The organism is Pseudomonas trivialis (assembly GCF_036864995.1).
Taxonomy (GTDB): Bacteria; Pseudomonadota; Gammaproteobacteria; order Pseudomonadales; family Pseudomonadaceae; genus Aquipseudomonas; species Aquipseudomonas trivialis.
The window spans coordinates 3,479,996-3,505,425 of sequence record NZ_CP142151.1 but is presented as its reverse complement, the minus strand read 5'-3'; the positions used below and the strand labels follow the sequence as shown (position 1 = coordinate 3,505,425).

Annotated in this window: 23 protein-coding genes; 7 read left to right on the top strand and 16 right to left on the bottom strand. The window is 63.1% G+C overall.

Annotation, left to right across the window (positions count from 1 at the left end):
• Complete coding sequence (locus VRB54_RS15200; RefSeq protein WP_338477851.1) at positions 1-1,236, bottom strand: 3-methyl-2-oxobutanoate dehydrogenase (2-methylpropanoyl-transferring) subunit alpha; 1,236 nt, start codon at positions 1,234-1,236, stop codon at positions 1-3.
• A gap of 195 nt (positions 1,237-1,431) precedes the next feature.
• Between VRB54_RS15200 and bkdR the strand changes: the two genes are divergently transcribed.
• Positions 1,432-1,920 (top strand): Bkd operon transcriptional regulator BkdR, encoded by a 489-nt coding sequence (bkdR, locus tag VRB54_RS15195; protein ID WP_338477850.1) that lies wholly within the window; start codon positions 1,432-1,434, stop codon positions 1,918-1,920.
• A gap of 40 nt (positions 1,921-1,960) precedes the next feature.
• On the opposite strand, the gene VRB54_RS15190 is transcribed toward bkdR, so the two are convergent.
• Positions 1,961-2,824 (bottom strand): MBL fold metallo-hydrolase, encoded by an 864-nt coding sequence (locus tag VRB54_RS15190; RefSeq protein ID WP_338477849.1) that lies wholly within the window; start codon positions 2,822-2,824, stop codon positions 1,961-1,963.
• A 168-nt stretch (positions 2,825-2,992) separates the two neighbouring features.
• On the opposite strand from VRB54_RS15190, the gene VRB54_RS15185 reads away from it, so the two are divergent.
• From VRB54_RS15185 to VRB54_RS15170, 4 genes are all read left to right on the top strand, one after another.
• Positions 2,993-4,237 (top strand): FAD/NAD(P)-binding oxidoreductase, encoded by a 1,245-nt coding sequence (locus tag VRB54_RS15185; RefSeq protein WP_338477848.1) that lies wholly within the window; start codon positions 2,993-2,995, stop codon positions 4,235-4,237.
• Complete coding sequence (locus VRB54_RS15180; RefSeq protein ID WP_338477847.1) at positions 4,238-5,044, top strand: sulfite exporter TauE/SafE family protein; 807 nt, start codon at positions 4,238-4,240, stop codon at positions 5,042-5,044.
• A gap of 454 nt (positions 5,045-5,498) precedes the next feature.
• On the top strand, positions 5,499-7,142 hold the full coding sequence (locus VRB54_RS15175; RefSeq protein ID WP_338477846.1) for an MFS transporter: 1,644 nt from the start codon (positions 5,499-5,501) through the stop codon (positions 7,140-7,142).
• The gene (locus VRB54_RS15170) at positions 7,139-8,284 is read left to right on the top strand and encodes an HlyD family secretion protein (RefSeq protein WP_338477845.1); all 1,146 of its coding nucleotides are present in this window, start codon (positions 7,139-7,141) and stop codon (positions 8,282-8,284) included. Before VRB54_RS15175 ends, VRB54_RS15170 begins: the two co-directional genes overlap by 4 nt.
• Before the next feature lie 325 nt (positions 8,285-8,609).
• Here VRB54_RS15170 and VRB54_RS15165 read toward each other — a convergent pair whose 3' ends face one another.
• The 13 genes from VRB54_RS15165 to VRB54_RS15105 all read right to left on the bottom strand — a co-directional run bounded on the left by VRB54_RS15165 (position 8,610) and on the right by VRB54_RS15105 (position 23,796).
• Positions 8,610-9,467: an aldose 1-epimerase gene (locus VRB54_RS15165; RefSeq protein ID WP_338477844.1), complete on the bottom strand. Its 858-nt coding sequence runs from the start codon at positions 9,465-9,467 to the stop codon at positions 8,610-8,612.
• Positions 9,467-10,747, bottom strand: a complete 1,281-nt coding sequence (locus VRB54_RS15160) for a TRAP transporter large permease (RefSeq protein ID WP_338477843.1) — start codon at positions 10,745-10,747, stop codon at positions 9,467-9,469. Before VRB54_RS15160 ends, VRB54_RS15165 begins: the two co-directional genes overlap by 1 nt.
• Position 10,748: 1 nt before the next feature.
• The gene (locus VRB54_RS15155; protein ID WP_338477842.1) at positions 10,749-11,276 is read right to left on the bottom strand and encodes a TRAP transporter small permease; all 528 of its coding nucleotides are present in this window, start codon (positions 11,274-11,276) and stop codon (positions 10,749-10,751) included.
• Between the two features lie 63 nt (positions 11,277-11,339).
• Positions 11,340-12,302 carry a TRAP transporter substrate-binding protein gene (locus VRB54_RS15150; protein ID WP_338477841.1) on the bottom strand — a complete coding sequence of 321 codons (963 nt, stop codon included), beginning with the start codon at positions 12,300-12,302 and terminating at the stop codon, positions 11,340-11,342.
• Between the two features lie 52 nt (positions 12,303-12,354).
• The gene (locus VRB54_RS15145) at positions 12,355-13,230 is read right to left on the bottom strand and encodes an SMP-30/gluconolactonase/LRE family protein (RefSeq protein WP_338477840.1); all 876 of its coding nucleotides are present in this window, start codon (positions 13,228-13,230) and stop codon (positions 12,355-12,357) included.
• A gap of 30 nt (positions 13,231-13,260) precedes the next feature.
• A complete protein-coding gene (locus VRB54_RS15140; protein WP_338477839.1) occupies positions 13,261-14,076 on the bottom strand; it encodes an NAD(P)-dependent oxidoreductase in 816 nt (271 codons plus the stop codon).
• 232 nt (positions 14,077-14,308) lie between these two features.
• Positions 14,309-15,571 (bottom strand): OprD family porin, encoded by a 1,263-nt coding sequence (locus VRB54_RS15135; protein WP_338477838.1) that lies wholly within the window; start codon positions 15,569-15,571, stop codon positions 14,309-14,311.
• Positions 15,572-15,731: 160 nt separating this feature from the next.
• The gene (gene copD, locus VRB54_RS15130; protein WP_338477837.1) at positions 15,732-16,586 is read right to left on the bottom strand and encodes a copper homeostasis membrane protein CopD; all 855 of its coding nucleotides are present in this window, start codon (positions 16,584-16,586) and stop codon (positions 15,732-15,734) included.
• A gap of 3 nt (positions 16,587-16,589) precedes the next feature.
• Positions 16,590-16,955 (bottom strand): copper homeostasis periplasmic binding protein CopC, encoded by a 366-nt coding sequence (gene copC, locus VRB54_RS15125; RefSeq protein WP_338477836.1) that lies wholly within the window; start codon positions 16,953-16,955, stop codon positions 16,590-16,592.
• Between the two features lie 120 nt (positions 16,956-17,075).
• Positions 17,076-17,534, bottom strand: a complete 459-nt coding sequence (locus VRB54_RS15120; RefSeq protein WP_338477835.1) for an REP-associated tyrosine transposase — start codon at positions 17,532-17,534, stop codon at positions 17,076-17,078.
• A gap of 494 nt (positions 17,535-18,028) precedes the next feature.
• Positions 18,029-19,405 (bottom strand): efflux transporter outer membrane subunit, encoded by a 1,377-nt coding sequence (locus VRB54_RS15115; protein WP_422396110.1) that lies wholly within the window; start codon positions 19,403-19,405, stop codon positions 18,029-18,031.
• Between the two features lie 16 nt (positions 19,406-19,421).
• A complete protein-coding gene (locus VRB54_RS15110) occupies positions 19,422-20,585 on the bottom strand; it encodes an efflux RND transporter periplasmic adaptor subunit (RefSeq protein ID WP_338477834.1) in 1,164 nt (387 codons plus the stop codon).
• Positions 20,575-23,796 (bottom strand): efflux RND transporter permease subunit, encoded by a 3,222-nt coding sequence (locus VRB54_RS15105; protein WP_338477833.1) that lies wholly within the window; start codon positions 23,794-23,796, stop codon positions 20,575-20,577. The genes VRB54_RS15110 and VRB54_RS15105 overlap by 11 nt, the downstream gene beginning before the upstream one ends.
• 192 nt (positions 23,797-23,988) lie before the next feature.
• Between VRB54_RS15105 and VRB54_RS15100 the strand changes: the two genes are divergently transcribed.
• Positions 23,989-24,393: a hypothetical protein gene (locus VRB54_RS15100; RefSeq protein WP_338477832.1), complete on the top strand. Its 405-nt coding sequence runs from the start codon at positions 23,989-23,991 to the stop codon at positions 24,391-24,393.
• On the opposite strand, the gene VRB54_RS15095 is transcribed toward VRB54_RS15100, so the two are convergent.
• Positions 24,374-24,541, bottom strand: coding sequence for a hypothetical protein (locus VRB54_RS15095; protein WP_163001008.1), 168 nt, complete (start codon positions 24,539-24,541; stop codon positions 24,374-24,376). The genes VRB54_RS15100 and VRB54_RS15095 overlap by 20 nt on opposite strands.
• Positions 24,542-24,729: 188 nt before the next feature.
• Here VRB54_RS15095 and VRB54_RS15090 point away from each other — a divergent pair, with 188 nt between their 5' ends.
• Positions 24,730-25,392 carry a peptidase C39 family protein gene (locus tag VRB54_RS15090; RefSeq protein WP_338477831.1) on the top strand — a complete coding sequence of 221 codons (663 nt, stop codon included), beginning with the start codon at positions 24,730-24,732 and terminating at the stop codon, positions 25,390-25,392.
• Positions 25,393-25,430: the final 38 nt, after the last annotated feature.

Here is a 25,430-nt window from a genome sequence, read left to right as displayed (position 1 = left end):
TCAGATCCCCAACTCCTGACGCTGGCGCTTCAAGTGCTCCGGCATCTCTTTGTAGACGTCTTCGAACATGGTCGCGGCGCTTGGAATCTGGCCGCCGGCGAGGGTGCCGTACTGTTCGGCCTGTTTTTGCGCGGCGATCACGTCGGCTTCAAGTTCGGCGCTGACCGCCGCGTGTTCCTCTTCGGACCACTGGCCGATCCTGATCAGGTGCTGCTTGAGGCGCGCAATCGGGTCGCCGAGGGGAAAGTGGCTCCAGTCGTCGGCCGGGCGATATTTGGACGGGTCATCGGAGGTGGAGTGCGGGCCGGCGCGGTAGGTGACCCACTCGATCAGGGTCGGGCCCAGGTTGCGGCGCGCACGCTCGGCAGCCCAGGCGGAGGCGGCGTACACCGCAATAAAGTCGTTGCCGTCCACCCGCAGCGAGGCGATGCCGCAGCCTACGCCGCGTCCGGCGAAGGTGGTGGCTTCGCCACCGGCAATGGCCTGGAAGGTCGAAATGGCCCACTGGTTATTGACCACGTTGAGGATCACCGGGGCGCGGTACACATGGGCGAAGGTGAGGGCGGTGTGGAAGTCCGATTCGGCAGTGGCGCCGTCGCCGATCCAGGCCGAGGCGATCTTGGTATCGCCTTTGATCGCTGAGGCCATGCCCCAGCCCACGCCTTGTACGAATTGGGTGGCGAGGTTGCCGGAAATGGTGAAGAAGCCGGCATCCTTGACCGAATACATGATCGGCAGCTGACGGCCCTTGAGCGGGTCGCGCTCGTTGGACAGCAGTTGGCAGATCAGATCCACCAGCGGCACATCGCGGGCCATCAGGATGCTTTGCTGGCGGTAGGTGGGAAAGCACATGTCGTCGATGTTCAAGGCCAGGGCCTGGGCGCTGCCGATGGCTTCTTCGCCAAGGCTCTGCATGTAGAACGACATTTTTTTCTGGCGCTGGGCGACCACCATGCGGTTGTCGAAGATGCGCGTCTTGAGCATGGCGCGCATGCCGGCGCGCAGGATGTCGACGGGAATGCCTTCGGCCCATGGGCCCAGGGCCTGGCCCTGGTCGTCAAGCACGCGGATCAGGCCCTTGGCCAGGTCGGCGGTGTCGGCGGGTTCTACGTCGATGGCGGGTTTGCGCACCGTGCCTGCGTCGGTCAGGCGCAGGTAGGTGAAATCGGTCTTGCAACCTGGTCGCCCCGAGGGTTCGGGAACGTGCAGGCGCAGCGGTGCATACGGCTGATTCATGGCTTTCTACGCTCGATCTTGTGAATTTCTTGTAGTGGGCGCGCTAGCTGACAGTCAGTCTTCGGGTAGAAGAAATCCTGTCCTACAACAATCATAGGCGGGGCGTAGAAGAATATTTATCTGTGTTTCGTTGCGTTGCCGATCATTTGCGGATAAAAAAACTGCATAAACATAATAAAGAGGTGATTTTGTCTCATGCGCAAACTGGACCGTACGGATATCGGCATTCTCAACGCACTGCAGGAGAACGCCCGCATCACCAACGCCGACCTGGCCCGCTCGGTCAACCTGTCGCCCACGCCGTGCTTCAATCGGGTGAAGGCCATGGAAGAGCGGGGGTTGATCCGCGAGCAGGTGACGCTGCTGGATGCCGATCTGCTGGGGCTGCATGTGAATGTGTTCATTCACGTGAGCCTGGAGAAGCAGAACGAGCTGGCCCTGCAGCAGTTTGAAGGGGCGATTTCGGACAGGCCGGAAGTGATGGAGTGCTACCTGATGGCCGGCGACCCGGATTACTTGATCCGGGTGCTGGTGCCCACGATTCAGGCGCTGGAGCGGTTCATGATGGATTTTCTGACCAAAGTGCCGGGGGTGGCCAATATCCGGTCGAGTTTTGCGTTAAAGCAGGTGCGCTACAAGACGGCGTTGCCGCTGCCGGCCAATGGCATCAGTCTCGGGTCCTGACTCAACACTGAACAATGTCGGTGGGGGCTTGAATCGCATGTCAAAGTTTGTTGATGGGGATCTTGAGATAGGTCACGCCATTCTCCTCCGCCGGCGGCATATTTCCCGCCCGCACATTCACCTGTATTGCCGGCAGCAACAGTGTCGGCATCCCCAACCCGGCATCGCGAGTGGTGCGCATCGCTACAAACGTCGCCTCATCCACACCGTCATGCACATGGATGTTGCCCGCGCGCTGCTCGGCCACGGTAGTCAGGCACCTGGCTTCGCGGCCCTCTGGCGGATAGTCATGGCACACATACAGCTGAGTGTGCGGCGGGAACGCCAGCAGCTTGCGCATCGAGGCGTACAACTGCCGCGCATCGCCGCCGGGGAAGTCGCAGCGGGCGGTGCCGACGTCGGGCATGAACAGGGTGTCGCCCACCAGGATCAGGCGGTCGTCGATCAGGTACGCCATGTCGGCCGGCGTATGCCCCGGCACATGCAGCGCCTGGGCCTTCAAGCCGCCGATATGAAAGATTTCGTCCGGCGCAAACAGATGGTCGAACTGCGAGCCATCGGCGCGGAACTCCGGCTCCAGGTTGAACAGGTTCTTGAACACTCCCTGCACCTTGCTGATCGACTGACCGATCGCAATCTTGCCGCCCAGGATGCGGCGCAGGTACGGCGCGGCGGAGAGGTGATCGGCATGGGCATGGGTTTCCAGCAGCCACTGCACCTGCAGGCGATGTTCGCGCACGTAGGCGATGACCTTGTCGGCCTGGCGCGTATCGGTGTGCCCGGAGGCCGGGTCGTAGTTGAGCACCGAGTCGACGATGGCACAGGGGCCGTCGTCCGCTTCATACAGGACGTAGGTGTAGGTCGACGACGCCTCGTCCAGAAAGGCTTGTATCAACGCGGGCATGGCGGCGGTCCTTGGTGGTGGATTGCGGCTTACATTCGAGATGTTTTCCACATAGGCTTGCGAGCTTAAGGGAAAAAAACGGTTCGAGGCAAAGGATCGACCTGTAACCGGGCGTGACGCCATCCGGCAGCGTCCCTGTGTGCATTGACCAAAAAAAGGCAGTAGACCATGACCGAACAACACTGGGGCCCAACCATCAGTGGCGATATCGTCGTCATCGGCGGCGGCTCGGCAGGCATCGGCCTGCTTGCCAGCCTGCTCAAGCGCGACCCGAAGTTGAACATCACGCTGATCGAGCCGAGCGACCACCACAGTTACCAGCCCGCCTGGACGTTGGTCGGCGGCGGTGCCTACGACCTGCAAAAGACCCGTCGCCCGCTGGCCGACGTATTGCCCAACGGCGTCACCTGGATCCAGGCGGCAGTCACCGAGCTGCTGCCCGACCAGCAAACCCTGGTGCTCGACAGCGGCCAGCACGTGAGCTGGAGCAACCTCATCGTCTGCCCCGGCCTGCGCCTGGCCTGGGAGAAAGTCGAAGGCCTGCAGGACACGCTCGGCCAACACGGTGTCACCTCCAACTACAGCTATCAGCACGCGGCCTACACCTGGCAACTGGTGCAGCAACTCAAGGGTGGCAAGGCGATCTTTACTCAGCCGGCCATGCCGATCAAATGCGCGGGTGCGCCGCAGAAAGCCCTGTACCTGTCCTGCGATCACTGGCTCAAACAGGGCCACCTGAAACATATCGACGTCGAGTTCAACCTGGCCGGTGCCGCACTGTTCGGCGTGGCGACCTTTGTGCCACCGCTGATGCAGTACGTGGAAAAGTACAACGCGCGGCTGGCCTTCAATTCCAATTTGATCAAGGTCGACGGCCCGGCACGCAAGGCCTGGTTCGAGGTGAAGGGTGCCGACGGCAACGTCAGCGTTGCGGAAAAGTCCTTCGACCTGCTGCACGTGGTGCCGCCGCAAGTCTCCCCGGATTTCATCCGCCAAAGCGCGCTGGCCGATGCGGCCGGCTGGTGTGATGTGAACCCTCACAGCCTGCAGCATGTGCGCTACCCACACATCTTCGGCCTGGGCGATGTGTGCGGCACCAGCAATGCCAAGACCGCCGCAGCGGTGCGCAAGCAGATCGTGGTGGTCGCCGAAAACCTGCTGGCCCTGCGCAAACAGGCGCCGTTGCCGCTCAAGTACGACGGCTATGGCTCCTGCCCCTTGACCGTGGAGAAGGGCAAGGTGGTGCTGGCCGAGTTCGGCTACGGCGGCAAGCTGCTGCCGACCTTTCCCCTCGATCCCACCCGGGCACGGCGTTCGATGTGGTTCCTCAAAGCCACGCTGCTGCCGTGGTTCTACTGGAACGGCATGCTCAAGGGCCGCGAGTGGCTGACCCGCCTGAGCAAGGTGGACTGAATGCTGCTGGCGAGTGTTCTTGGGGTATTGATGGGCCTGGTCATGGGCCTGACCGGCGCGGGCGGCGGCATTCTCGGGGTGCCGGCGCTGGTGTTGGGACTGGGGTTGACGATGACCCAGGCCGCGCCGGTGTCGTTGCTCGCCGTGGGCGCGGCGGCAGCGGTCGGGGCGATTGACGGCCTGCGCCACGGGCTGGTGCGTTATCGCGCCGCGCTGTTGATCGCCTTGCTCGGTGCGCTGTTTTCACCGTTGGGCGTGTTTGTCGCTCATCAGCTCTCGGAAACGGTGCTGATGGGGCTGTTCAGCGCGCTGATGGTGCTGGTGGCCTGGCGCATGCTGCAGCGCGAAAAGATCGAGCCCGGGCCGAGCGACCATGGTGCGGCGTTGTGGGGGCAGAAGAACTGCATGCTCAATCAGCAGACCGGGCGCCTGGCCTGGACCGCCAAATGCAGCGCCACCCTGGCTGCACTGGGTGCCGTTACCGGTGCTGTATCGGGCTTGTTGGGCGTGGGTGGCGGCTTCCTGATCGTGCCGGCGTTCAAGCAACTGACCGATGTGCAAATGCGCGGGATCGTTGCGACTTCGCTGATGGTTGTCAGCCTGCTTTCGCTGATCGGCGTGGTGGGGGCGTTTCATGCGGGGGTGAGCATCGAGCCGGTGGGCTGGGCGTTTATCGGATCGAGTGTCGTCGGCATGCTTGCGGGAAGGCGGTTGTGTTCGGTGATTCCAGCGCGGGCATTGCAGGTGGGGTTTGCCGGTTTGTGCGTATTGGTTGCGGTTGGGATGTTGTTGAAGGCTTTGGTTTAGGGGGGACATATCCATTATTGGGGTAACGGCGGTTGGTGGTTCTGCCCTTACGGCGGGTCACTTTTGGAAGGCCCGGAAGCCGGCCCAGCCAAAAGTAACCAAAAGGTCCTCGCCCCTACACTCGGTGCCTCGCCCAGGCTCGGCATGCCCTCCGGCCAGCGTGTTTGACGGGGTGCCTCAGATCAAAAGCAAAAGCGCGGCGGCCTGAGAACCGACCGGAATTCTCTGCCGAACACTGTACAAAATGTAGGAGGGGCTTGCTCCCGATGGCGGTGGGTCAGTCAACTTATGTGTAGCTGACCCACCGCCATCGGGAGCAAGCCCCTCCCACATTTGGATCTCCATTTGTCTACTCATTTGCCCAACCACCGCTGGCAAGATGAACTCCACTCGCGTTTACTGTCTCTGAGCATGGATTTCACCGACTTCCCCGTCGGCTCACCAAGGTCACCGAATGGACAACTACACCCCCCACCCCTGGCAGCCCCACGAGCGACCGACCTTGCCCGGTTCGCCGTCGACGCCGCTGCATCCCACCCACAAGCGCTGGCTGTTCGCGCTGGTCGGTGCGCTGGTGGCGATCACCGGGGGGCTGGGTAACGCGCTGGTCATCGCCAACCTGCAATACCTGCAGGGCGCCCTGGGTGCGACCACTGCAGAGATGGCCTGGCTGCCCGCCGCCTATGTGATGACCAATGTGTGCATGAACCTGTTGCTCGTGAAGTTTCGCCAGCAGTTCGGCCTGCGTGCGTTCACCGAGGTGTTTCTGGTGCTGTACGTGCTGGTGACCTTCGGCCATTTATTCGTTAACGACCTCAGCTCGGCCATCGCCGTGCGGGCGGCCCATGGCATGGTGGGGGCGGCGCTGAGTTCGTTGGGCTTGTACTACATGATCCAGGCCTTCCCGGCCAAGTGGCGCTTGCGCTCGCTGGTGCTCGGGCTGGGCACCGCGCAGCTGGCCTTGCCGTTGGCGCGGTTGTTCTCTGAAGACTTGCTGCAGATTGCTGAGTGGCGCGGCTTGTACCTGTTTGAGCTGGGGCTGGCGCTGATCTGCCTGGGTTGCGTGTTCCTGCTCAAATTGCCGCCCGGCGACCGCTTCAAGACCTTTGAAAAACTCGATTTCCTCACCTTCGCCATCCTCGCCACCGGCGTGGCCCTGCTGTGTGCGGTGCTGTCCCTGGGGCGTATCGACTGGTGGCTGGAGGCGCCGTGGATCGGCGTGGCGTCGGCCTGTTCCCTGGTGCTGATCATGGCGGGCCTTGCCATCGAGCATAACCGCGCCAACCCGCTGCTGATGACGCGCTGGCTCGGCAGCGGGGTGATGGTTCGTCTGGCGTTGGCGGTGATCCTGATTCGCATGGTGCTGTCGGAGCAGTCCACCGGCGCGGTGGGTTTCATGCAGATGCTCAACATGAGCTACGAGCAGATGCACACGCTGTACGTGGTGATGCTGGCCGGGGCGCTTGCGGGGCTGGTGGTCAGTGCGTTGACGATCAACCCGGCGCACCTGCTGATGCCGCTGGTGATTTCCCTGGCGCTGATGGCAACCGGCTCGGTCATGGACAGTTTCTCCAGTAACCTCACCCGGCCGCAGAACTTGTATGTCAGCCAGTTCCTGCTGGGCTTCGGCGGCACGTTTTTCCTCGGGCCGACCATGGTGCTCGGCACCAAAAACGTGTTGGCCAACCCGCGCAACCTGGTGAGCTTCTCGGTGATGTTCGGCATTTGCCAGAACCTCGGCGGGCTGATCGGCGCGGCATTGCTCGGCACCTTCCAGATCGTGCGCGAGAAGTATCACTCCAGCATGATCGTCGAACACCTGACCCTGCTCGACCCGCGCGTGGCGGCGCGGGTGCAGAGCGGCGGGGCGGCCTATGGCGGGGTGATCGCCGATCCGCAACTGCGCAACCTGCAGGGCATTCGCAGCCTCGCCACGGCGGCGACCCGTGAGGCGAATGTGATGGCCTACAACGATGTCTTCATGCTGATCGCGATCATCGCGATCCTCACCATGAGCTGGATCTTCATTCGCAGCCTGTGGCTGATGAGCACCACCCAGGCAGCTCCTCCCGTTCAACCCAGCGGCGCACCTTCATGACCGAACCGACCACCACAACCACCAATGCCATCGCTGCCACGCCGGAAGGCAGCACGCCGCCGGGCGCCACGGCGACCGAGCCGCGCTCCTTGCGGGTGCGCATCATCTCTTCCCTGGGCTTTGCCGCGATTGCCATCGTCGGTGTGCTGATCGTGCTCTACGCCTGGCAGTTGCCGCCGTTCAGCAGTGCGGTGGAAACCACCGAGAACGCTTTGGTGCGCGGCCAGGTGACGATCATCGGCCCGCAGCTCAGCGGCTATGTGTTCGAGGTGCCGGTGCAGGACTTCCAGTACGTCAAGGCCGGCGACCTGCTGGTGCGCCTGGATGACCGCATCTACCAGCAGCGCCTCGATCAGGCGCTGGCGCAACGGGCGGTGCAGAAAGCGGCATTGGCCAATGTGGTGCAGCAGCGCAACAGCGCGCAAGCCACCATCAAGCTGCGCCAGGCTGCACTGGTGGACAGCCAGGCCCAAGCGCGCAAAAGCAGCGCCGACCTGCGCCGCAATGAAGAACTGATCAGCGACGGCTCGGTCTCCAGGCGCGAGCTGGACGTGGCCCGCGCCGCCCAGGCACAAACCGTTGCGGCGGTGGCCCAGGCCCAGGCCAACCTGGAGATCGCGCGGCAGGACCTGCAGACCGTGATGGTCAATCGCGGTTCGCTGGAAGCGGCGGTGGCGAGCGCCGATGCCGCAGTGGCGCTGGCGCGCATCGACCTGGCCAACACGCGCATCACAGCGCCCCGCGACGGCCAGTTGGGGCAGATCGGCGTGCGCCTGGGCGCCTACGTCAATTCCGGCGCGCAGTTGATGGCGCTGGTGCCCAATCAGCTGTGGGTGATCGCCAATATGAAAGAAACCCAGATGGCCGACGTGCAGGTCGGCCAGCCGGTGACCTTCACCGTGGATGCGCTGAACCACCGCAGGTTTCATGGCACGGTGCAGCATATTTCGCCGGCGACGGGCTCGGAGTTCAGCCTGTTGCAGGCGGACAACGCCACTGGCAACTTTGTGAAGATCGCTCAGCGGGTGCCGGTGAGGATCACTGTGGACCCGGGGCAGGCAGAGAGTGAGCGGCTGCGGCCGGGGTTGTCGGTGGTGGTCAGTATCGATACCGCCGGCCGCTTGAAAAACAGTCCGCCCTGATACACCGCTATCGCAGGCAAGCCAGCTCCCACATTTGATCGCGTTCACATTCCCCATTTCGGTCGGTTCTCAGGCCGCCGCGCTTTTGCTTTTGATCTTAGGCGCCCCGTCAAACACGCTCCAAAGCCTGCGTTCGGGCACACCGAGCCTAGGCGAAGCGCCCCCAATCAAAGAAAACGCGGTGTACCCGACACTACGCAGAACATGGTTTTGGGGCTGCTGCGCAGCCCAACGCGGGGCAAGCCCGCTCGCCACAGAGGCCCAGTTTTCTGCGCGACAGCGCTAAGCCGAAGACTTGGCGGAGCCTCCCACAGATTTTTTGGTGTTACAGGGGGGTGTATTTCAAGGTGAAATCGATCTGGGTTGACTGGTGTTGTTCCAGCAGCTTCAGGCCGGGTCGGCCGGGCAGGTGGTGGGCATTCACCGGATGGCTCACCGGCTCGATGCAAAAGAACTCAAGCCCCGCAGGGCAATACAGCAGGAAGTAATCAGCCCCGGTGGCCTGGCACTCCAGGGCATAGCCCAGTTCCGGCTGTTCGATCCGGCAGTACCCGTCCCACTGGCAAAAACCGTTATCCACCGGTTCCTCCGGCAGGCCCTTGAGTTGGCGAAAGTCCCACGCTTGGGGTATCTGCGCCAACGCCGTGGGTAATTTGGAGGCATCGCTCATCCACACCTGCGACGCCTTGGCCTGCAGCCGCGTGCCCGGCCTGCGGGGCAGGTAGGGGTGCAATCCCAACCCGTGCCAGGCCGGCTCTGCAGCCAAATGGGTCACCCGCAGCGCAATACTCAGTTCACCGTCGCTCAAGCGAAACCGCTGCTCGGCGCGGTAGGCGAACGGCGTCTCACAGACCACCGCCAGCACCACTTCATCCGCCGTCCGGCTCACCACTTGCCAAGCCTGTTGCCACGCCGAGCCATGAATCGGCAGGGGCTCGGTGAGGCTGTTGGGCTGCAACGCCAGCCAACCCTCGGGGTTATCAAAGCCGCCTTCGGCAATCCGGTTCGACCAGGGCGCCAACGGATAGCACCCCAGCTTGCCCGGCAACCCGGTAGTGATCGCGTGCTCATCGCTGTGTCGCAACAGCGGCTGCCCGGTGGCGCGCACCGTCCAGTTGACGATGCTGCCACCCACGGCCGGGGACAGGGTGAGGCGCGTCAGGTGATCTTCAAGCTCAATCATTACAACACCACGCTCGGCAGCCACAGCGACAGTGCCGGGATGTAGGTCACCGCGATCAGCACCAGGAACAGCACCGCGTAGAATGGCAACAGCGCCTTCACGGTTTTCTCGATGGTGGTCTTGCCCACCGCCGCGCCGACAAACAGCACCGCGCCCACTGGCGGAGTGATCAGGCCGATGCCGAGGTTCACCAGCATGATCATGCCGAAGTGCACCGGGTCGACGCCGATGCCGACGATCACCGGCAGCAGGATCGGCGTGAGGATGAGGATCAGGGGCGCCATGTCCATCACCGTGCCCAGCAACAGCAGCATGGCGTTGATGCACATCAGAATCACGTAGCGGTTGTCCGACAGGGTCAGGAACATCGTGGTGATCTTCGCCGGGATCTGCATCAGCGTCATGATGTAGCCGAAGCTGGCGGCGAAGGCGATCAGGATCATCACGATGGAAATGGTGCGCACCGTGCGGTGCATCAGCTTGGGCAGCTCGTGCCATTTGTAGTCGCGGTAGATGAACATGGTCACGAAGAACGCCCACAGCACCGCAATCGCCGCCGACTCGGTGGCGGTGAAGATGCCCGAGAGGATGCCGCCGAGGATGATCACCATGGCCATCAGGCCCCAGAGCGCATCGGCGGCGATTTTCAGCGCCTGCTTCAGGGGGATGACTTCGCCTTTGGGGTAGTTGCGTTTTTTCGCGAAGATCAGGCACAGCACCATCAGGCATGCGCTCATCAACAGCCCCGGCACCACGCCGGCCATGAACAGCGAGGCAATCGATACCGTGCCGCCGGCCGCCAGGGAGTAGAGCACCGAGTTATGGCTGGGCGGGGTCAGCAGGGCCTGCACCGAACCGCTGACGGTGACCGCCGTTGCAAATTCCCGGGGGTAGCCACGGCGTTCCATTTCCGGGATCAGCACCGAGCCCACCGAGGCGGTGTCGGCCACCGACGAGCCGGAGATGGCGCCAAAAAACGTCGAGGCCATGATGTTGACCAGCGACAGGCCGCCGCGCACAAAGCCCACCAGTACGCCGGCAAATGCCACCAGCCGTCGCGACATGCCGCCCTCGGCCATGATCGCCCCGGCGAGTACGAAGAACGGAATCGCCATCAGCGAAAACTTGTTCACCCCGCCGGCCACCTGAATCATCAGGGCCTGGAACGGAATGTCGATCCACCATGCGCCGATCAACGCCGACAAGCCCAGGGCATAGGCCACCGGCATGCCGATCAGGATCAGGGCGATGAAGCTGCCGAGCAGAATCAATGCGTCCATATCAGGCAGCTCCTTCGCTTTCTTCCACCAGGTCAAAGCGCACCACGCGCCGTTGGCTCTGGTCGCCCAGCACGAGTTTTTCCAGCACGAACACCAGGGTCAGCAGCCCGCCGATCGGGATCGGCATATAGGTGATACCCACGCGCAGCGTGGGGATGGCGCTCATGAACTGGTTCCAGGTGGACAGGCACAGCTTGCTGCCCCAGATAGTCATGAACAGGCAGATGGTCGCCATCAACAATTGCGAGAGGATGCCGACGATGCGGCGTTGGGTGGGCGGCAGGCGGTCGGTGACCATGGCCACCGACATGTGCGCGCCGGCGCGGTAGCTGGCGGCGGCGCCGACGAAGGTGAACACCAGCATCAGCAGGATCGCGGTGGGCTCCGGCCAGCTGGAGCCGGTGCCGAGAATGTAGCGGGCGAAGATGCCCCACGGAATGATCAGCGCCACCCCCAGCACCGAGAGGCCGGCGACCCAGATGCAGGTCATGTAGAGGCGGTCATTGAAGCGCAGCAGTAGATTCTTCATGGCGTTCACCGTGACCGGGCGCGTCGGTGCCGACCGCGCCGGGCCTTGTCAGGAAGGAGGGCGTTATTGAACCGCGTCGATGCGCTTGATCAGGTCAGCGTAGGGCGCGCCGTACTTGGCGCGCACTGCTGCGGTGGCGTCGTAGAAGGGCTTTTTGTCGACGGTGATGAACTCCACCCCCGCAGCCTTTAGCCTGGTTTCGCTGCTGGCGGATTTGGCGTCCCACAACACGCGCTCATCGGCCTGCGCGGCCTTGGCGGCCTTTTTCACCATGTCTTGCTGGGCGGGGGTGAGTTTGTTCCAGGTGATCTTCGACATCACGATGGGCTCGGGCAGGATCAGGTGTTCGGTGAGGGTGTAGAACTTGGCGTTCTGGAAGTGGTTGTGTTCAAGCAGGGTCGGCGGGTTGTTTTCCGCGCCGTCGATCACGCCGGTCTGCAGGGCGCTGAAGATCTCGCCGGTGTCCATGGCGATACCGTTGGCGCCCATGGCGTTGAAGGCGTCGATGAACAGCGGGTTGCCCTGCACGCGAATCTTCATGCCCTTGAGGTCTTCGATTTTGCGCACCGGCTTTTTGGTGTAGAGGTTGCGCGTGCCGCCGTCCATCCAGGCCAGGGCCACCAGACCGAATTCGGAGTCGGTGATGGTGGCGAGGATCTCATCGCCGATCTCGCCATCGATGACCTTGCGCATGTGCGCCTGGTCGCGGAACACGAACGGCAGGTTGAACACGTTCACCGCCGGCACCACCGGGCCGACGATGCCGAGGCTGACGCGGGTCATTTGCACAGCGCCGACCTGGGCCTGTTCGACCACTTCTTTCTCGGAGCCCAGCACGCCGCCAGGGAAGAACTTGAAGGTCAGTTCGCCGTTGCTCTCTTTGGTCAGCGCGGCGCCCATGTTCTTTTCGGCGACCACGGTGGGGTAGCCGTCGGGGTGGATATCGGCGAATTTGATTTCCAGCGCCTGAGCGGCGCTGCTGAGGGTGAACAGTGCGGCGACGAGCAAAGTGCGTTTGAAGTCCATGGGGGTATCACTCCTGTCTTGTTATTTTTGTATTCAAGGCACAGCGATGCAGCTAGAGGATGAAGCACGGTTCGGGCAGTCCCTTGACGCCGGGGTTGAGGGCGAACACGCCGCCGGACAGGGACTGGTCACTGTTGTCATCGCGAATCGAGGTGACGAACAACGTATCCAGACGGCTGCCGCCGAAGGCGCACATGGTGGGTTTTTTCACCGGTACGGTGAGTGACTGGTCGAGGCGACCGTCGGGGGTGAAACGGTGCACCAGTCCGGCGTCGTTGGCGCAGATCCAGTAGCAGCCGTCGGCATCCACCGCCGCGCCATCGGGGCGGCCGAGGAATTTATGCATGTCGACAAACACGCGGCGATTGCTCGGGGTGCCGCTGTCGGTGTCGTAGTCAAAGGCCCAGATCTGCTGCACCAGCGGGTGCGAGTCCGAGGCGTACATCGTGCGGCCATCGGGGCTGAAGGCCAGGCCGTTGAGGGTAATGAAACCGTTCAACTGGGCATGGGGCGCGGCGCCGCTGGCATAGCGATAGAGGGTGCCTTCGGCCGCGTTCAAACCCATGTTCAGCACCATGCTGCCGGCCCAGAAACGGCCCTGCCGGTCGCAGCGGCCGTCGTTGAGGCGCATGTCGTCGCGCGGGTGCTCGACGCCGGCCAGTGGCGTGGTGTCGAGGCTGCCATCGTTGTAAGGCGTGAGCTGGAAAAAGCCCGATTCCATGCCCGCCACCCAATTGCCGGCGGTGGTGCGGGCAATGCAGGCGAGCATCTGCGGGGCTGTCCACGCGGCGATGTGGCCGCTGTCGGCGCTCCAGCGCTGCAGGCCGCCGTTGGGGATGTCCACCCAGTACAGGGCGTTTTCCTCGGGCACCCACACCGGGCATTCGCCCACGGCATTGCGGGCGTCGACAATCAATTCAGCGGTCATGGCCACTCATTCCCTGGGTTGGAGGCAGACTCAGTCACCGAACGGCCCGGCTGCGCAGAACGCGCCGCCCTGATACACCGCTGCCGGGTCATCGGCAGGCACGGGCGGTTGTTTTTCCACTTGGGCGCGGAACACCTCGGAGCTGTCCTTGGGAACAAAGCCCAGGTGCGCGGCGTAGCGGTTGTCCCACCAAGTGTCGAGGTTGTTCGACATGCCGTACACCACGGTGTGGCCGACGTTTGGCGTGTAGAGCGCGCGTTCGAGCAGTTGGGTCAGGTCGTCGAAGCTGAGCCAGGTGTGCATCATCCGGCGGTTCTGCGGTTCGGGGAATGAGGAGCCGATGCGGATGCTGACGGTCTCGATGCCGTAGCGGTCGAAGTAGAAACTGGCCATGTCTTCGCCGTAGGACTTGGACAGGCCGTAGTAGCTGTCCGGGCGGCGCGGCGAGTGGGCGTCGAGTGGCTCGCCCTGTTTGTAGAAACCGATCACGTGGTTGGAGCTGGCGAAGATCACGCGCTTGACGCCATGGCGGCGTGCGGCTTCGTAGATATGGAAAATCCCGCTGATATTGGCGCCGAGCACTTCTTCGAACGGGCGCTCGACCGACACGCCGCCAAAGTGCAGGATGGCGTCGACGCCTTCGACCAGGTGGTGCACGGCCTGTTTGTCGGCGAGATCGCACGGCTGCACTTCTTCGTGGGCGGCGGCGGGGGCCATGTCGGCGATGTCCGACAGGCGCAGCACCTGGGCGTAAGGGCGCATGCGCTCGCGCAGTACCTTGCCCAGCCCGCCGGCGGCGCCAGTGAGCAGCAGGCGGTTGAATGGAATGGCGGTGGAGGTGGTCATGGGCGTTCCATTTATTGTTGTAGGTTGTCGTATGACTTTGTCGAAGTATCGTTAGGGTTTCACCGGCTTGTCAACGTTCTTGCAGACAGAATGAAAGCACAGTGAGGATCAAAATGTGGGAGGGGGCTTGCTCTCGATAGCGGTGCGTCAGTGACGCATGCACTTGCTGACACACCGCTATCGAGAGCAGGCCCCCTTCCACAGGGGATCCCGGTGAGTGGGAGATTGAGTGTTACAGCAGGGAAATCGGATAGCTCACAAACAGCCGGTTTTCATCGAACTCGTTGGTGCTGTAATCCCGACGCATGGTCGAGTTGCGCCAGCGCACATTCAGGTTCTTCAGCGCGCCGCTTTGTACGGTGTAGGCCAACTCGGACTCGCGTCCCCATTCCTTGCCATCGGTGATCGCCCCGGTGTGCACGTTGCTGCCGCTGATGTAGCGGTTCATCAAGGTCAGCCCCGGTACGCCCAGCACCACGAAGTTGAAGTCATGCCGCACCTGCCAGGATTTCTCCCTGGCGTTGTCGTAGCTGGAGTTGTAGCTGTCGTTGACCAGGGTGCCGCCGCTGGTGCCGTTGACGCGCATCCACACGCTGTCGCCGGTGAGTTTCTGCAGGCCCACGTAGAAGGTGTGGCCCTGGTACCTGGCCGAGAACAGCGCGGAGACGGTTTTGTTGTCGAGGTCACCGGCCAGGGCGCTGCCGTCTTCCTTGCCGTTGAAGAAGCCGAGATTGGCGCCCAGGGTCCAGTCGCCCACGGGCTGGCTGTGGGTGAGGTTGAGGTATTGCTGCTGGTAGATATCGCTGAGTTCGGCGTACCACAGGCCGACCTGGGTGCGCTTGTCGTTGAAGGTGTATTCGCCGCCGCCGAAGTTGAAGCGGTCGGAGGTGAACGCCGCTTTGCCGTTCATGAACATGTCTTCCATGCTCGCATCGTTGCGCGGGCTGTTGCCGCGAAACTGGCCGCCGTAGAGGGTCAGCCCGGCAATTTCGTTGGAGGTGACCTGACCGCCGCGAAAGGTTTGCGGCAGGGAGCGGCCATCGTCGGAGCGCAGAATCGGCAGCACCGGCATCCATTCGCCGACCTTCAGTTCAGTCTTCGACAGCCGGGTTTTCAGGGCCACGCCCAGGCGCCCGAAGTTATCCGCCGGGCGGCCGTCGCTGTGCACCGGCAGCAGTTGCGTGCCGGCGGTGCCTTTGCCGCCGTCGAGCTTCTGCGAGTACAGGCCCAGCACATCCAGCCCGAAACCCACGGTGCCCTGGGTGAAGCCAGACTTGGCGTCGAGAATGAAGTTCTGCGTCCACTCTTCAGCCTTGGCCTGGGGGTTGTCCGGGTTGGTGAAATTGCGGTTGAAGTAGGCGTTGCGCAGGTTGAGAGAGGCCTTGGCGTCGTCGAGAAACCCATCCGCCTGGGCGGTAAGGGGCAGGGTTAATGCAAGGCTGGCGAGGCTGATGAGACCGAGGTGCGAGGAGGAATTGCGGGCGAATTGACTCACAGTGAAGCTCCCATTTTCTTTTGTTGTTTTTATTATTTGTTATACGTTGTCGTACAACATTGGGGCGGATATTTGCGGGGTTTGCTGGGTGTGTCAAGCGGAAGTTGTACGATGACCAAATAAACTGTCCGTGAGCGCCTTCAAGGTCCGGAGGCGTGATTCAGCCAGCCATGGTCATTGGCGGAAGGGTGCCCAACAGGGAAACCGTTGCCACTGCTGAAACACCGAGTAACCATTCCAGCGTCACACTGGCTTTCAACGCGCTCACGCGCTGCTCGCAGTGCTCCAGGCGCAAACGGTTCAGCAATGCCAACCCCAGCATGCCGAGCACCAGCAGCACCTTGATCAACAAAATCAGCGCGAACCCGCTGAACAACGGTGTCGGCCACAGTTGCCCGGTCAGTACGCGCACGTTGATCAAACCCGTCACCAGCAGGCCGGCCACCAGGCCATAACCGACGCCGCTGAAGCGCCGCAGGATCGGCTCCAGTGCCGGCGTTGGGGAGCGCAGTATCAGCACCAGCAACATTAAACCCCCGAGCCAGGCGCCGACGCACACAAGGTGCACCACCTGATTGAGGATCAGCAACTGCCCGCTGAGGCCGTCGAGCATCGCGCCGTGGCCCACGGGTGCAAGGGTTGCCAGTAACAGCGCGAGCAATGGCAGGCGCAGCACCGGCCAAGGTTTGATCAGCGCGATCACCGCCAGCAGGTTCAGCAACAGATGCCACACCCACACCTGGCCAAAGAAGGTCTTGCCCAGTACCCGTTGCACCGTTGCCGGTTGCAGGGCCGCGTCCCAGTTACCGGCCATGCTCGCGGTGATCAACAACAGCCACACCACGCCCGAACCGAGCCCCAGCCAGGCCAGGCCACGGTTGATGCGCAGCAGTTGCCGGTCCAATGCCGGTTGCGCGTGCGTGCCCAGCAGCCAGGGCCTGAACGCGCAGGCCCCGAACATCAACAGCACGACGATGAAATGCACGAAACGGCACAGCACCAGCAGCGTTGCCATGGATTATTGGCCGACCTTGAAGCTGTATTCACCGTTGCTCTTGTGGGTGTCGACGGAGACGGCGTTCCACACCACCTTGTAGTTGCCGGCCGCCAGCGGCGCAGCGGGTGTCACGACCAACACCTTCTTGTCTTTATCCGGTGTCTCCAGGCCTTTGATCGCGACTTCGGTGCCGTCCTTGCTCAGTGAAACTTTGGTGAACGTGGCTTCAACGCCTTCGGTGAACGTCAGACGCAGATCCTTGGGCGCTGCGACGCTGCTGTCCGCCTCAGGCTCCGAGCTTTTCAGGTGCGCGTGGGCGAAAGCTGACGCAGCGCCCAGCAGAGAAGCCAGCAGCGCGACGGTGGTGAGGGCTTTTTTGATCAACATTGTGCAATACCAATCAAGGAGTAGGGCGGGCAGTGTACGAAGTTTCGGATAAGGCTGTGAGTGGGAGTTAGTGTTTAAGCCAGGAATGCAGTTAAAAAAGGCTGAAGGGGGCTCGCGGCGCTACAGCCATATCGCGTCCCACAGCGGGTAGTCGCCAATTCTGCGCACCAGCCCGGACCGCAGGGGATTGGCCACCACATACCGCGCCATTTTCACCAGGTCATCCTCCTTGCGCAGCGCCCGGTCATGGAAACTCTCCTGCCAAAGGCGGCCCTTGCGCCCGCTCGCGCCGTTAACCGTGCGGGTGCTTTTGGATTTTACCTGGCACATCAGGTCCGCCAGCGAGCCTTTTTGCAGCTCGATAATCCAGTGAAAGTGATCGGGCATGATCACCCAGGCGAGGGACTGCGCCAGGCCTTGGAACTGAGCGATCCGCATCTGCCGGACAACCAGACGGCCCAGCTGGAAATCGCTGAAAATGGGTATGCGTTCGTGGGTATTGGTGGTGATGAGGTAGATGCGGTCCGGCTCGCTGAATCGGCCGATGCGCAGGCGGTGTGACGCGGGTAGATCAGGCATTCCCTGGCCTCTCTGCATGGGTGTTCAAGAAAGGCTAGGTGCTGCGGCTGAGCTTGATCGGCAGGCTTTTGGCAGGATGTGTCTGGAAGGGCGCCATCGGGAGCAAGCCCCCTCCCACAGGGGGCCAGCGGTGTTCATACATAGTGTGTCTGGCGCAGAGCCTGTGGGTCAGCGACACATGTATCAACTGACCCGCTGCCATCAGAAGCAAGCCCACATGAGTCCAGCGGTGTTCACACCTAGTGCGTCTGGCGCAAAACCGTGGGAGGGGGCTTGCTCCCGATAGCGGTGGGTCAGCGACACATGTATCAACTGACCCGCTGCCATCAGAAGCAAGCCCACATGAATCCAGCGGTGTTCACACCTAGTGCGTCTGGCGCAAAACCTGTGGGAGGGGGCTTGCTCCCGATAGCGGTGGGTCAGTCACACTTGTATTAGCTGACCTGCTGCAATCGGGAGCAAGCCCCCTCCCGCATTTGAAGCAGCGTTTGGCTTTAAAGCGTGCCAGTTTGCCAGCCGCCGCCGAGGGCGGTGACTAGCCCCACACTTGCCTGTAACTGCCGCGTCTGCACCGCCTGCAACGCCCGTTGGGCCTGCAATGCCGCAGTCTGCGCGGTCACCACATCCAGGTAACTCACCGCGCCCGCCTGATAGCTGTTCATTGCCAGCGCCTGGGTGTGCTGCGCCGCATCTGCCGCGGCCTGTTCATCCTCGGCCTGGCGCTGCAAGTCGCGCAGTTGCGCCAGGTTGTCTTCCACCTCGCGCACGGCCTTCAGCACCTGGCTGCGGTACTGCGCCGAGGCCTCTTCGAACTCGGCTTTGGCCTGGCGCTCATTGGCGCTCAAGCGCCCGCCGTCGAAGATCGGCAGGTTCACCAGCGGTCCCAGTGCCCAGTAACGATTGCTGGCAGACAGCAGGTTGCCAACGCCCTGGGTCTGTCCGCCGATCAAGCCGGTCAAGCTGAAATCCGGGTACCACGCCGCTCTGGCCACGCCGATCGTTGCGTTGGCCGCAAACACGCGACGCTCCGCTGCCGCAATGTCGGGGCGACGTTGCAGCAGGTGGCTGGGCAGTTGCGCAGGAATCTGCGGCAGGGCGATCAGATGCGGGCTGGGCGACAAGGAAAAATCACTCGCCGCCACACCCACCAGCTCACCGATGGCATGTTCGACAAGGTTGCGTTGGCCGCGCACTTCATCCAGTTGCGCCCTGGCCTCTGCCAGCTGACTTTGCGCGCGCGTCAGGTCCAGCGCTGAAGCGATCTGGCCTGCATAGCGACTGCGCGTCAGTTGCAGCGCCTGGCTGAAGTCATCCAGCGAACGCTGAAGAATCCGGCTTTGCGCATCCAATCCGTCGAGCTGCACATACAGGGTCGCCAGCCGCTGCTGCAGACTCAAGCGCGCCATCGCCAGCTCATCCCCGGACGCTTGCGCCTGGGCATCACCCGCGGCCACCTGGTTGCGGATTCTGCCCCACAGGTCCAGGTCGTAGCTCAGGGAAAATCCGGCCGTATCGCTGTTGTACACCGACGGCTGCGTACCCCCGCGCAGCGGCCGCGAATCCGACTGCCGCTGGCGCAGCGGCTGTGCGCTGGCGCTGATCTGCGGGAACAGTCCGGCATGCAACTGGCTGGCATACGCCTGGGCCGCGTCGTAATGCGCGAGCGCCGCCGCCAGGTCCGGGTTGGCCTGGAGCAGTCGCTGCTGCAGGTCATCAAGACGCGCATCGTTGTAGAGCGTCCACCATTGCGGCGTCACTCGGTCGGACGGCTGTGCGCTGTGCCACGGCCCCTCGCGGTAATCCGCCGGCAGATCCACCGTCGGCACCTTGTAGGCCGGCGCCATCGAGCAACCCTGCAACGCCAGCAGCATCAACGCCACAACTGATTCACGCCGAATGCGCACCTCCCGCGACAGCGGCCAGTTGCACCGGATCGCCTTCGCGCAAGGCATCGGGCGGGTTGTCGACCACGCGGTCGGCGGGGTTGAGCCCTTGATCGATCACCAGCCGTGCGCCCAGGTCGAGGCCGATATGAATGCCTTGCAAGTGCACACGGTTCTGCGCATCCAGCAGCGCCACCTGAGTGCCCTGGGCGCGGAAGATCAACGCGCTGGCGGGGATGCTCACGCCGTGGGTATCGGCCGGAACCGGCAGGGTGGCTTCGGCGTAATCACCGGGCAGCAACGCGTCGTCGGGGTTATCGACGACGAACTGCGCGAGCAGCGTGCCGGAGCGGCGGTCGATGGCGGTGGAGTCGCCGATCAGGCGCGCGTTGAAGTGTTCACCGGGATGCTCGGGCACCGTCAGTTCGGCTTGCAGGCCGGGATGGATAACCGCCGCGTAGTTCTGCGGCACCGGTACATACAAGCGCAATTGGTGCGTGTCGGCGAGGTTGAACAAGGCCAGGTTGCTGTCGGTATCGGCCTTGATCAACTGGCCGATATCGGTGTTGCGCGCGGTGATGATGCCGGCGAACGGTGCGCGCAGGGTCTTGTAGTTTTCCAGTGCACACAGTCGCGCATAGTCGGCCGCGGCGGCTTGGGCGTTGGCCTTGGCCGCCGCCGCATCCGAGGTTTTCTCGTCGGCTTCCTGGCGCGACACCGAATGGCTCGCCAGCAGGTGTTGCCAGCGCGTGGCGGTGGTGGCCGCCAGGCGTGCATTGGCTTGCTGCTGGACCAGGCGCGCATGGGTTTGCGCCAATTGCTGGTCCAGGTCCGGGCTGTCGATGTCGGCGAGCACCTGCCCGGCCTTGACCCGGCTGCCGATATCGACTTTCCAGTCCTTGAGGTAGCCGCTGACCCGCGCATGGATCGGCGCCTTGCTCCAGGCCTCCAGGTGCGCGGGCAAGCGCAGGGTGTCGCCGGCGGCGCTGCGTTCGGGTTGCACCACGCTTACCTGCGCGATGGCGGCGGTTTCGGTCCAGGCGCTGACCGACCGTGCGTGCAGCGCGCGCGCGTGCAAGCCGTTGGCGACCAGCAGGGCGGCCAGGGTCAGGCCGCCAACGCCCAGGAGCATCAAACGCTTGCGCGAGGGGTTGTGATCAGACGACATGAGGGGTTTCTCCGGCAGTGGCGCGAGTAGGGTGGGGCCCGTGGACCAGGCTGAAAACCACGGGAACGAATAACAGGGTGGCGACGGTGGCGAAGATCAGGCCGCCAATGACGGCGCGGCCCAAGGGCGCGTTTTGCTCCTGGGAAAGCGCCAGGGGCAACATGCCGATGATCATCGCCAGGGCGGTCATGCATACCGGGCGAAAGCGTGTGTAGCCCGCCTCCAGCGCGGCCTTCAACGCATCGCCATGGGCGGCCAGGCGCTCACGGCAGAAGCTCACCACCAGGATCGAGTTGGCAGTGGCCACGCCCATGCACAGGATCGCGCCAGTGAGTGCCGGCACCGACAGCGATGTGCCGCTGAGGAACAGCATCCACACAATGCCGGCCAGCGCGGCCGGCAAGGCAGTGATGATCACGAACGGGTCGGCCCAGGACTGGAAGTTGACCACGATCAGCAGGTAGATCAGCAGCACCGCGCCGAGCAGGCCGACGCTCAAGCCGGTGAAGGCTTCGTGCAGTGCGTCGATCTGCCCGTGCAGGCTGATCGTCGCGCCTTTGGGGCGCAGGTGTGCGGTGTCGTCCAGTACGGTTTGTACGTCACGGGCGACGCCGCCGAGGTCACGGCCCTGCACGTTGGCGTAGAGGTCCAGGGTCGGCTGGATGTTGTAGTGGGTCACCACGGCCGGGCTGTGGGTGCGGGAAATGCTGGCAACACCGCCGAGGATCTGCGACTGGCCGTCGGCGCCGGTCACCGGCAGCGCTTCGAGCGCCGGCAAGCTGTCGAGGCGGTATTGCGGCGTCGCTGCCACAATCGAATACGATACGCCATTGGCCGGGTTGAGCCAGAACGTCGGCGCCACCTGGGAGCTGCCGGCCAGCGATGCCACCATGCTGTTGGTCACGTCCTTTTCCGTGATGCCCAGGCCATTGGCGCGCAGGCGGTCGACATTCACCTGCAACGACGGATAGCCGGTGGACTGCTGCAGGCGCAGGTCGGCGATGCCCGGCACATGCTGCAAGCGACGCTCAAGTGCCACGGCATAGGCGCGGTTTTCGGCATCGCTTCGCCCGGAGATTTTAATGTCCAGGGGCGCCGGCGTGCCGAAGTTGAGGATCTGGCTGCTGATGTCCGCAGGCAGGAACGCGAACTGGCTGCCGGGGAAGCTTTGCGGCAAGGCTTCGCGCAGTTGTTTGACGTAGTCGGCGGTGGGCGCGTGATCCTTTTTCAGGCTGACCTGAATATCGCCGTCCTGCGGGCCGATGGTGCCGCTGCTGCTGTAGGTCATGTCGATGCCGCTGAGCGGTATGCCGATATTGTCGACGATAGTGTCCAGCTCCGTGGCCGGGATCACTTGGCGAATGCGCGCTTCAATGCGGTCGAACGCGGCCGCGCTTTCTTCGATGCGCGTGCCCAGCGGCAGGCGCACGTGAAGTGCCAGGGCACCGGCATCGGTGGCGGGGAAGAAGTCTTCGCCCAGGCTCGGCAGCAGCAGAAACGAGGCCAGCACGCAGGCGAGGAAGCCTGCGATAAAGTGCTTGCGCCGGCCCAGGGCGAGCGTCAGCAGGCCATGGTAGGTATCGCGCAGGTTCGAGAAGTGGCGCTCGAAGCCCTGCTGGACATTCACCACCAATTGCAGCACACGATGGCGCGGCTGCGGGTGATGCTCGCCCTCATGGTGATTGATGAAGGCGTCTTCCGGGTGATGGCCTGGGCCCGGCTCCGGTGCGTGTGGCTTGAGCAAATACATCGCCAGGGTCGGCACCAGAGTGCGCGAGAGGATGAACGAGCTGGCCATGGCGAACATCACCGCCAGCGCCATCGGCCGGAACAGATAGCCGGCGATGCCTTGCAGCAGAAACATCGGCACGAACACGATGCAGATGCACAGCAGCGAAACGAAGGCCGGGCCGACGATCTGCGCGGCGCCGTCGAGGATCGCGGTCTTCACCGCCTTGCCCTGTTCCAGGTGCCAGTTGATGTTTTCGATGGTCACCGTGGCGTCGTCCACCAGAATCCCTACCGCCAGCGCCAACCCGCCGAGGGTCATCACGTTGAGCGTTTGCCCGCTGACGGCGAGCAGCGCGATGGCCGACAGCACGGCCAGCGGAATAGACGCGGCGATGATCACCGTGGAGCGCCAACTGCCGAGGAACAGCAGGATCATCGCGCTGGTCAGCAGCGCGGCGATGATGCCTTCCCGGGCCACGCTGCCCACCGATTGCTTGACGAACACCGAGGCGTCGCCCAGCAGCGAAGTCTTCAACGACGGCGGCAGGGTTTCGTTGATGCGCGGCAGCATCTGGCGGATGCCGTCGATGATCGACAGGGTCGAGATGCTGCCGTTTTTCAGCGCCGGCATCAGCACCGCGCGGTGGCCGTCGACGCGCACGATGTTGGTCTGCGGCGGCGAGCCGTCGCGCACATGGGCCACCTGGCCGATGGTGATCAACGCACCGTCGACGGTCTTGATCGGCAGGTCGTTGAGTTCGTCGATGGCCTTGGGGCTGTTGTTGAGCAGGATCGTGTATTCGTTGGGGCCAAGCTTGGCGGTGCCCACCGGGATGATCTGGTTCTGCAGCGCCAGGGCCGTGCCCACGTCCTGCGCCGACAGGCCTTTGGCGGCCAGGGCCTGTGGGTCCAGGTCGAGGGTGATCTGGCGCTGCCTGCCGCCCATGGGAGTAGGCATGGCCAGGCCGGGCAGGGCGCTGAGGGGCAGGCGGATATTGTTCTGCACCAGGTCGCGAATCTTCGCTTCCGAGAGGCTCGGGCTGGAAAACGCCATTTGCAGGATCGGCACCGTGGAGGCGCTGTAGTTGAGGATCAGCGGCGGCGTGATGCCCGGTGGCATCTGCTTGAGCACGGTTTGCGAAACGGCGGTGACCTGGGCGTTGGCGGTGCGGATATCCACGCCGGGCTGGAAGAAAATCTTGACGATGCCCATGCCGGGCAGCGATTGCGATTCGATATGTTCGATGTCGTTGACGGTGGTGCTCAAGGAGCGTTCGTAGGTGTAGATCACCCGACCGGCCATGGCGTCCGGCGACAGGCCGTTGTATTGCCATACCACCGCAACCACGGGGATGCCGATATCCGGGAACACATCGGTGGGGGTACGCAGGGCCGCCATCGGCCCGATGATGCAAATGACGATGGCCAACACGATGAACGTGTACGGTTTGTGCAGTGCGGTCTTTACCAGCCCGAGCATGCGTGACTCTCCAAAAAGGCGGGATTGCAAACCCCGGCAGTCTTGAGCGACCCACCTAACACGCACCTTTCAGCCAGATGAAGGAAGATTTAGTCAGCGGCTTAAGATTGCTTCATCTCTATTCATTTGTTCTGCGAACGACCGCTCTCCAAGCTTGTTGCCCATCGCAACTGTCTTTTTTGGAGCTTTGTCATGTCATTGAAAACGCTGTGCTTGATTCCTGTTGTTGCCGTATTGCTCTCGGCCTGCGCCGGTCCCGTCCCCAAGGCGGATCCGGGCGATGCGTGGATCGGCCTGAAGGAAGAAACGCCGAATGACCTGATGGCCGAGCGGGTGGACGGCAAGCGCGTGGACGACGGGCGCTTTTTCGAAGTGACACCGGGGGATCATCGGCTGGACGTGACGTTATTCGAGGAGCCGGCGGGCGACGACAATCAGCAGGACTGCCAGGGCCGGGTCGAGTACAGGCATTTCAAGGCGGGTGAGCACTACACGCTGGTGGAGTCCAGCCTGGGCACGGCCGTGCGCGCAGCCCTGATGGATGGGCACGGCAAGGAGGTTGCAGCGACTCAGGACTTCAATTGCATGCCTGGCTAGGCGTGGCGCAACGCGCCTTTTGCGGCTTTACGGGGGTGGCGTGGGGGTGATGGTGCCGACGGGCAATGCGCAATACCCCCCACAACATGGCGGCGGCTACCGCCAGCCAACCGCAGATCAACATCGCAATGGTTGTTACAAGGCTCATTCCGGCCTCCTCTCGCCCGCACGGGGCACACTCGGTCTTCTTGGTTGACAGTGTAGCGACGTGGCGGTTGCCTGTTATTGACCAATGGTCATGCCGTCCAACTCGTTTGCTATAACCACGGCCGTGGTGGGCACGTGTTTGGGCTATGATTTGAGCCCTCATCGGCGGTTGAACAAGAGAATAGAAAATTGCGGTTACCCTCGAACCTGAAACCCACCTTGTTGCTGGCCTGTGCATTGGGGCTGGCGGCGTGTTCCTCGCACCCCTCGAAGCTCGCGGGCCTGCCGGAACGCGTCGAACTCAACGGCGTGCCGACCTTTCGCAGCGAGGCCTATCAAAGCGGTCCCACGGCATTAGCCAGCATGCTGTCGCAACAAGGCATTGTCATGACACCGGGGCTGCTGGATAAACCGCTGCACTTGCCCGGCGCCGAGGCGGACCTTGCGCGCAACATGCAGGTGCTGGCGCGTGAATACGGGCTGATGGTGTACCCGCTGGATGCCAGGCTGACGGCGGTGCTGGCGCAGGTGGCGGCGGGTTACCCGGTGATGGCGCGCCTGGGTGGCGGGCTGTGGTCGGACGCGCGGTATGTGGTGGTGGTCGGCTTCAACCAGCAGAAGAGCACGGTGTTGCTGCGCTCGGGCATGAATCGGCGTCTGTTGATGGACTTTAGTGATTTCGAATCGAAATGGAACAGCGCAGGGAGCTGGGCAATCGTCACCCAGCGCCCGAGTCAGTTACCGGCGAATGTCGATGCGCAGCGCTGGCGCGACGCCGCCAATGCCACCGCTCAGGCCGGGCAGGAGCAGGCAGCGGCCCAGGCGCTCAAAGTGTTGGCCGAACATAAATAGAATGTTGGCTTGCAAGTAACTGTGGGAGTGATCAAGCC

Coding starts and splice junctions, on each gene's coding strand:
- VRB54_RS15190 (WP_338477849.1), bottom strand. CDS start 2,824: ATGCCCGCGTTGATACAAGCCTTTCTGGACGAGGCGTCGTCGACCTAC.
- VRB54_RS15150 (WP_338477841.1), bottom strand. CDS start 12,302: ATGGACTTCAAACGCACTTTGCTCGTCGCCGCACTGTTCACCCTCAGC.
- VRB54_RS15180 (WP_338477847.1), top strand. CDS start 4,238: ATGCTGCTGGCGAGTGTTCTTGGGGTATTGATGGGCCTGGTCATGGGC.
- copD (WP_338477837.1), bottom strand. CDS start 16,586: ATGGCAACGCTGCTGGTGCTGTGCCGTTTCGTGCATTTCATCGTCGTG.
- VRB54_RS15100 (WP_338477832.1), top strand. CDS start 23,989: ATGTCATTGAAAACGCTGTGCTTGATTCCTGTTGTTGCCGTATTGCTC.
- VRB54_RS15170 (WP_338477845.1), top strand. CDS start 7,139: ATGACCGAACCGACCACCACAACCACCAATGCCATCGCTGCCACGCCG.
- VRB54_RS15110 (WP_338477834.1), bottom strand. CDS start 20,585: ATGTCGTCTGATCACAACCCCTCGCGCAAGCGTTTGATGCTCCTGGGC.
- VRB54_RS15175 (WP_338477846.1), top strand. CDS start 5,499: ATGGACAACTACACCCCCCACCCCTGGCAGCCCCACGAGCGACCGACC.
- VRB54_RS15120 (WP_338477835.1), bottom strand. CDS start 17,534: ATGCCTGATCTACCCGCGTCACACCGCCTGCGCATCGGCCGATTCAGC.
- VRB54_RS15160 (WP_338477843.1), bottom strand. CDS start 10,747: ATGGACGCATTGATTCTGCTCGGCAGCTTCATCGCCCTGATCCTGATC.
- VRB54_RS15155 (WP_338477842.1), bottom strand. CDS start 11,276: ATGAAGAATCTACTGCTGCGCTTCAATGACCGCCTCTACATGACCTGC.
- VRB54_RS15115 (WP_422396110.1), bottom strand. CDS start 19,405: ATGCTGCTGGCGTTGCAGGGTTGCTCGATGGCGCCGGCCTACAAGGTG.
- VRB54_RS15200 (WP_338477851.1), bottom strand. CDS start 1,236: ATGAATCAGCCGTATGCACCGCTGCGCCTGCACGTTCCCGAACCCTCG.
- VRB54_RS15145 (WP_338477840.1), bottom strand. CDS start 13,230: ATGACCGCTGAATTGATTGTCGACGCCCGCAATGCCGTGGGCGAATGC.
- VRB54_RS15165 (WP_338477844.1), bottom strand. CDS start 9,467: ATGATTGAGCTTGAAGATCACCTGACGCGCCTCACCCTGTCCCCGGCC.
- VRB54_RS15140 (WP_338477839.1), bottom strand. CDS start 14,076: ATGACCACCTCCACCGCCATTCCATTCAACCGCCTGCTGCTCACTGGC.
- VRB54_RS15185 (WP_338477848.1), top strand. CDS start 2,993: ATGACCGAACAACACTGGGGCCCAACCATCAGTGGCGATATCGTCGTC.
- VRB54_RS15105 (WP_338477833.1), bottom strand. CDS start 23,796: ATGCTCGGGCTGGTAAAGACCGCACTGCACAAACCGTACACGTTCATC.
- bkdR (WP_338477850.1), top strand. CDS start 1,432: ATGCGCAAACTGGACCGTACGGATATCGGCATTCTCAACGCACTGCAG.
- VRB54_RS15095 (WP_163001008.1), bottom strand. CDS start 24,541: ATGAGCCTTGTAACAACCATTGCGATGTTGATCTGCGGTTGGCTGGCG.
- copC (WP_338477836.1), bottom strand. CDS start 16,955: ATGTTGATCAAAAAAGCCCTCACCACCGTCGCGCTGCTGGCTTCTCTG.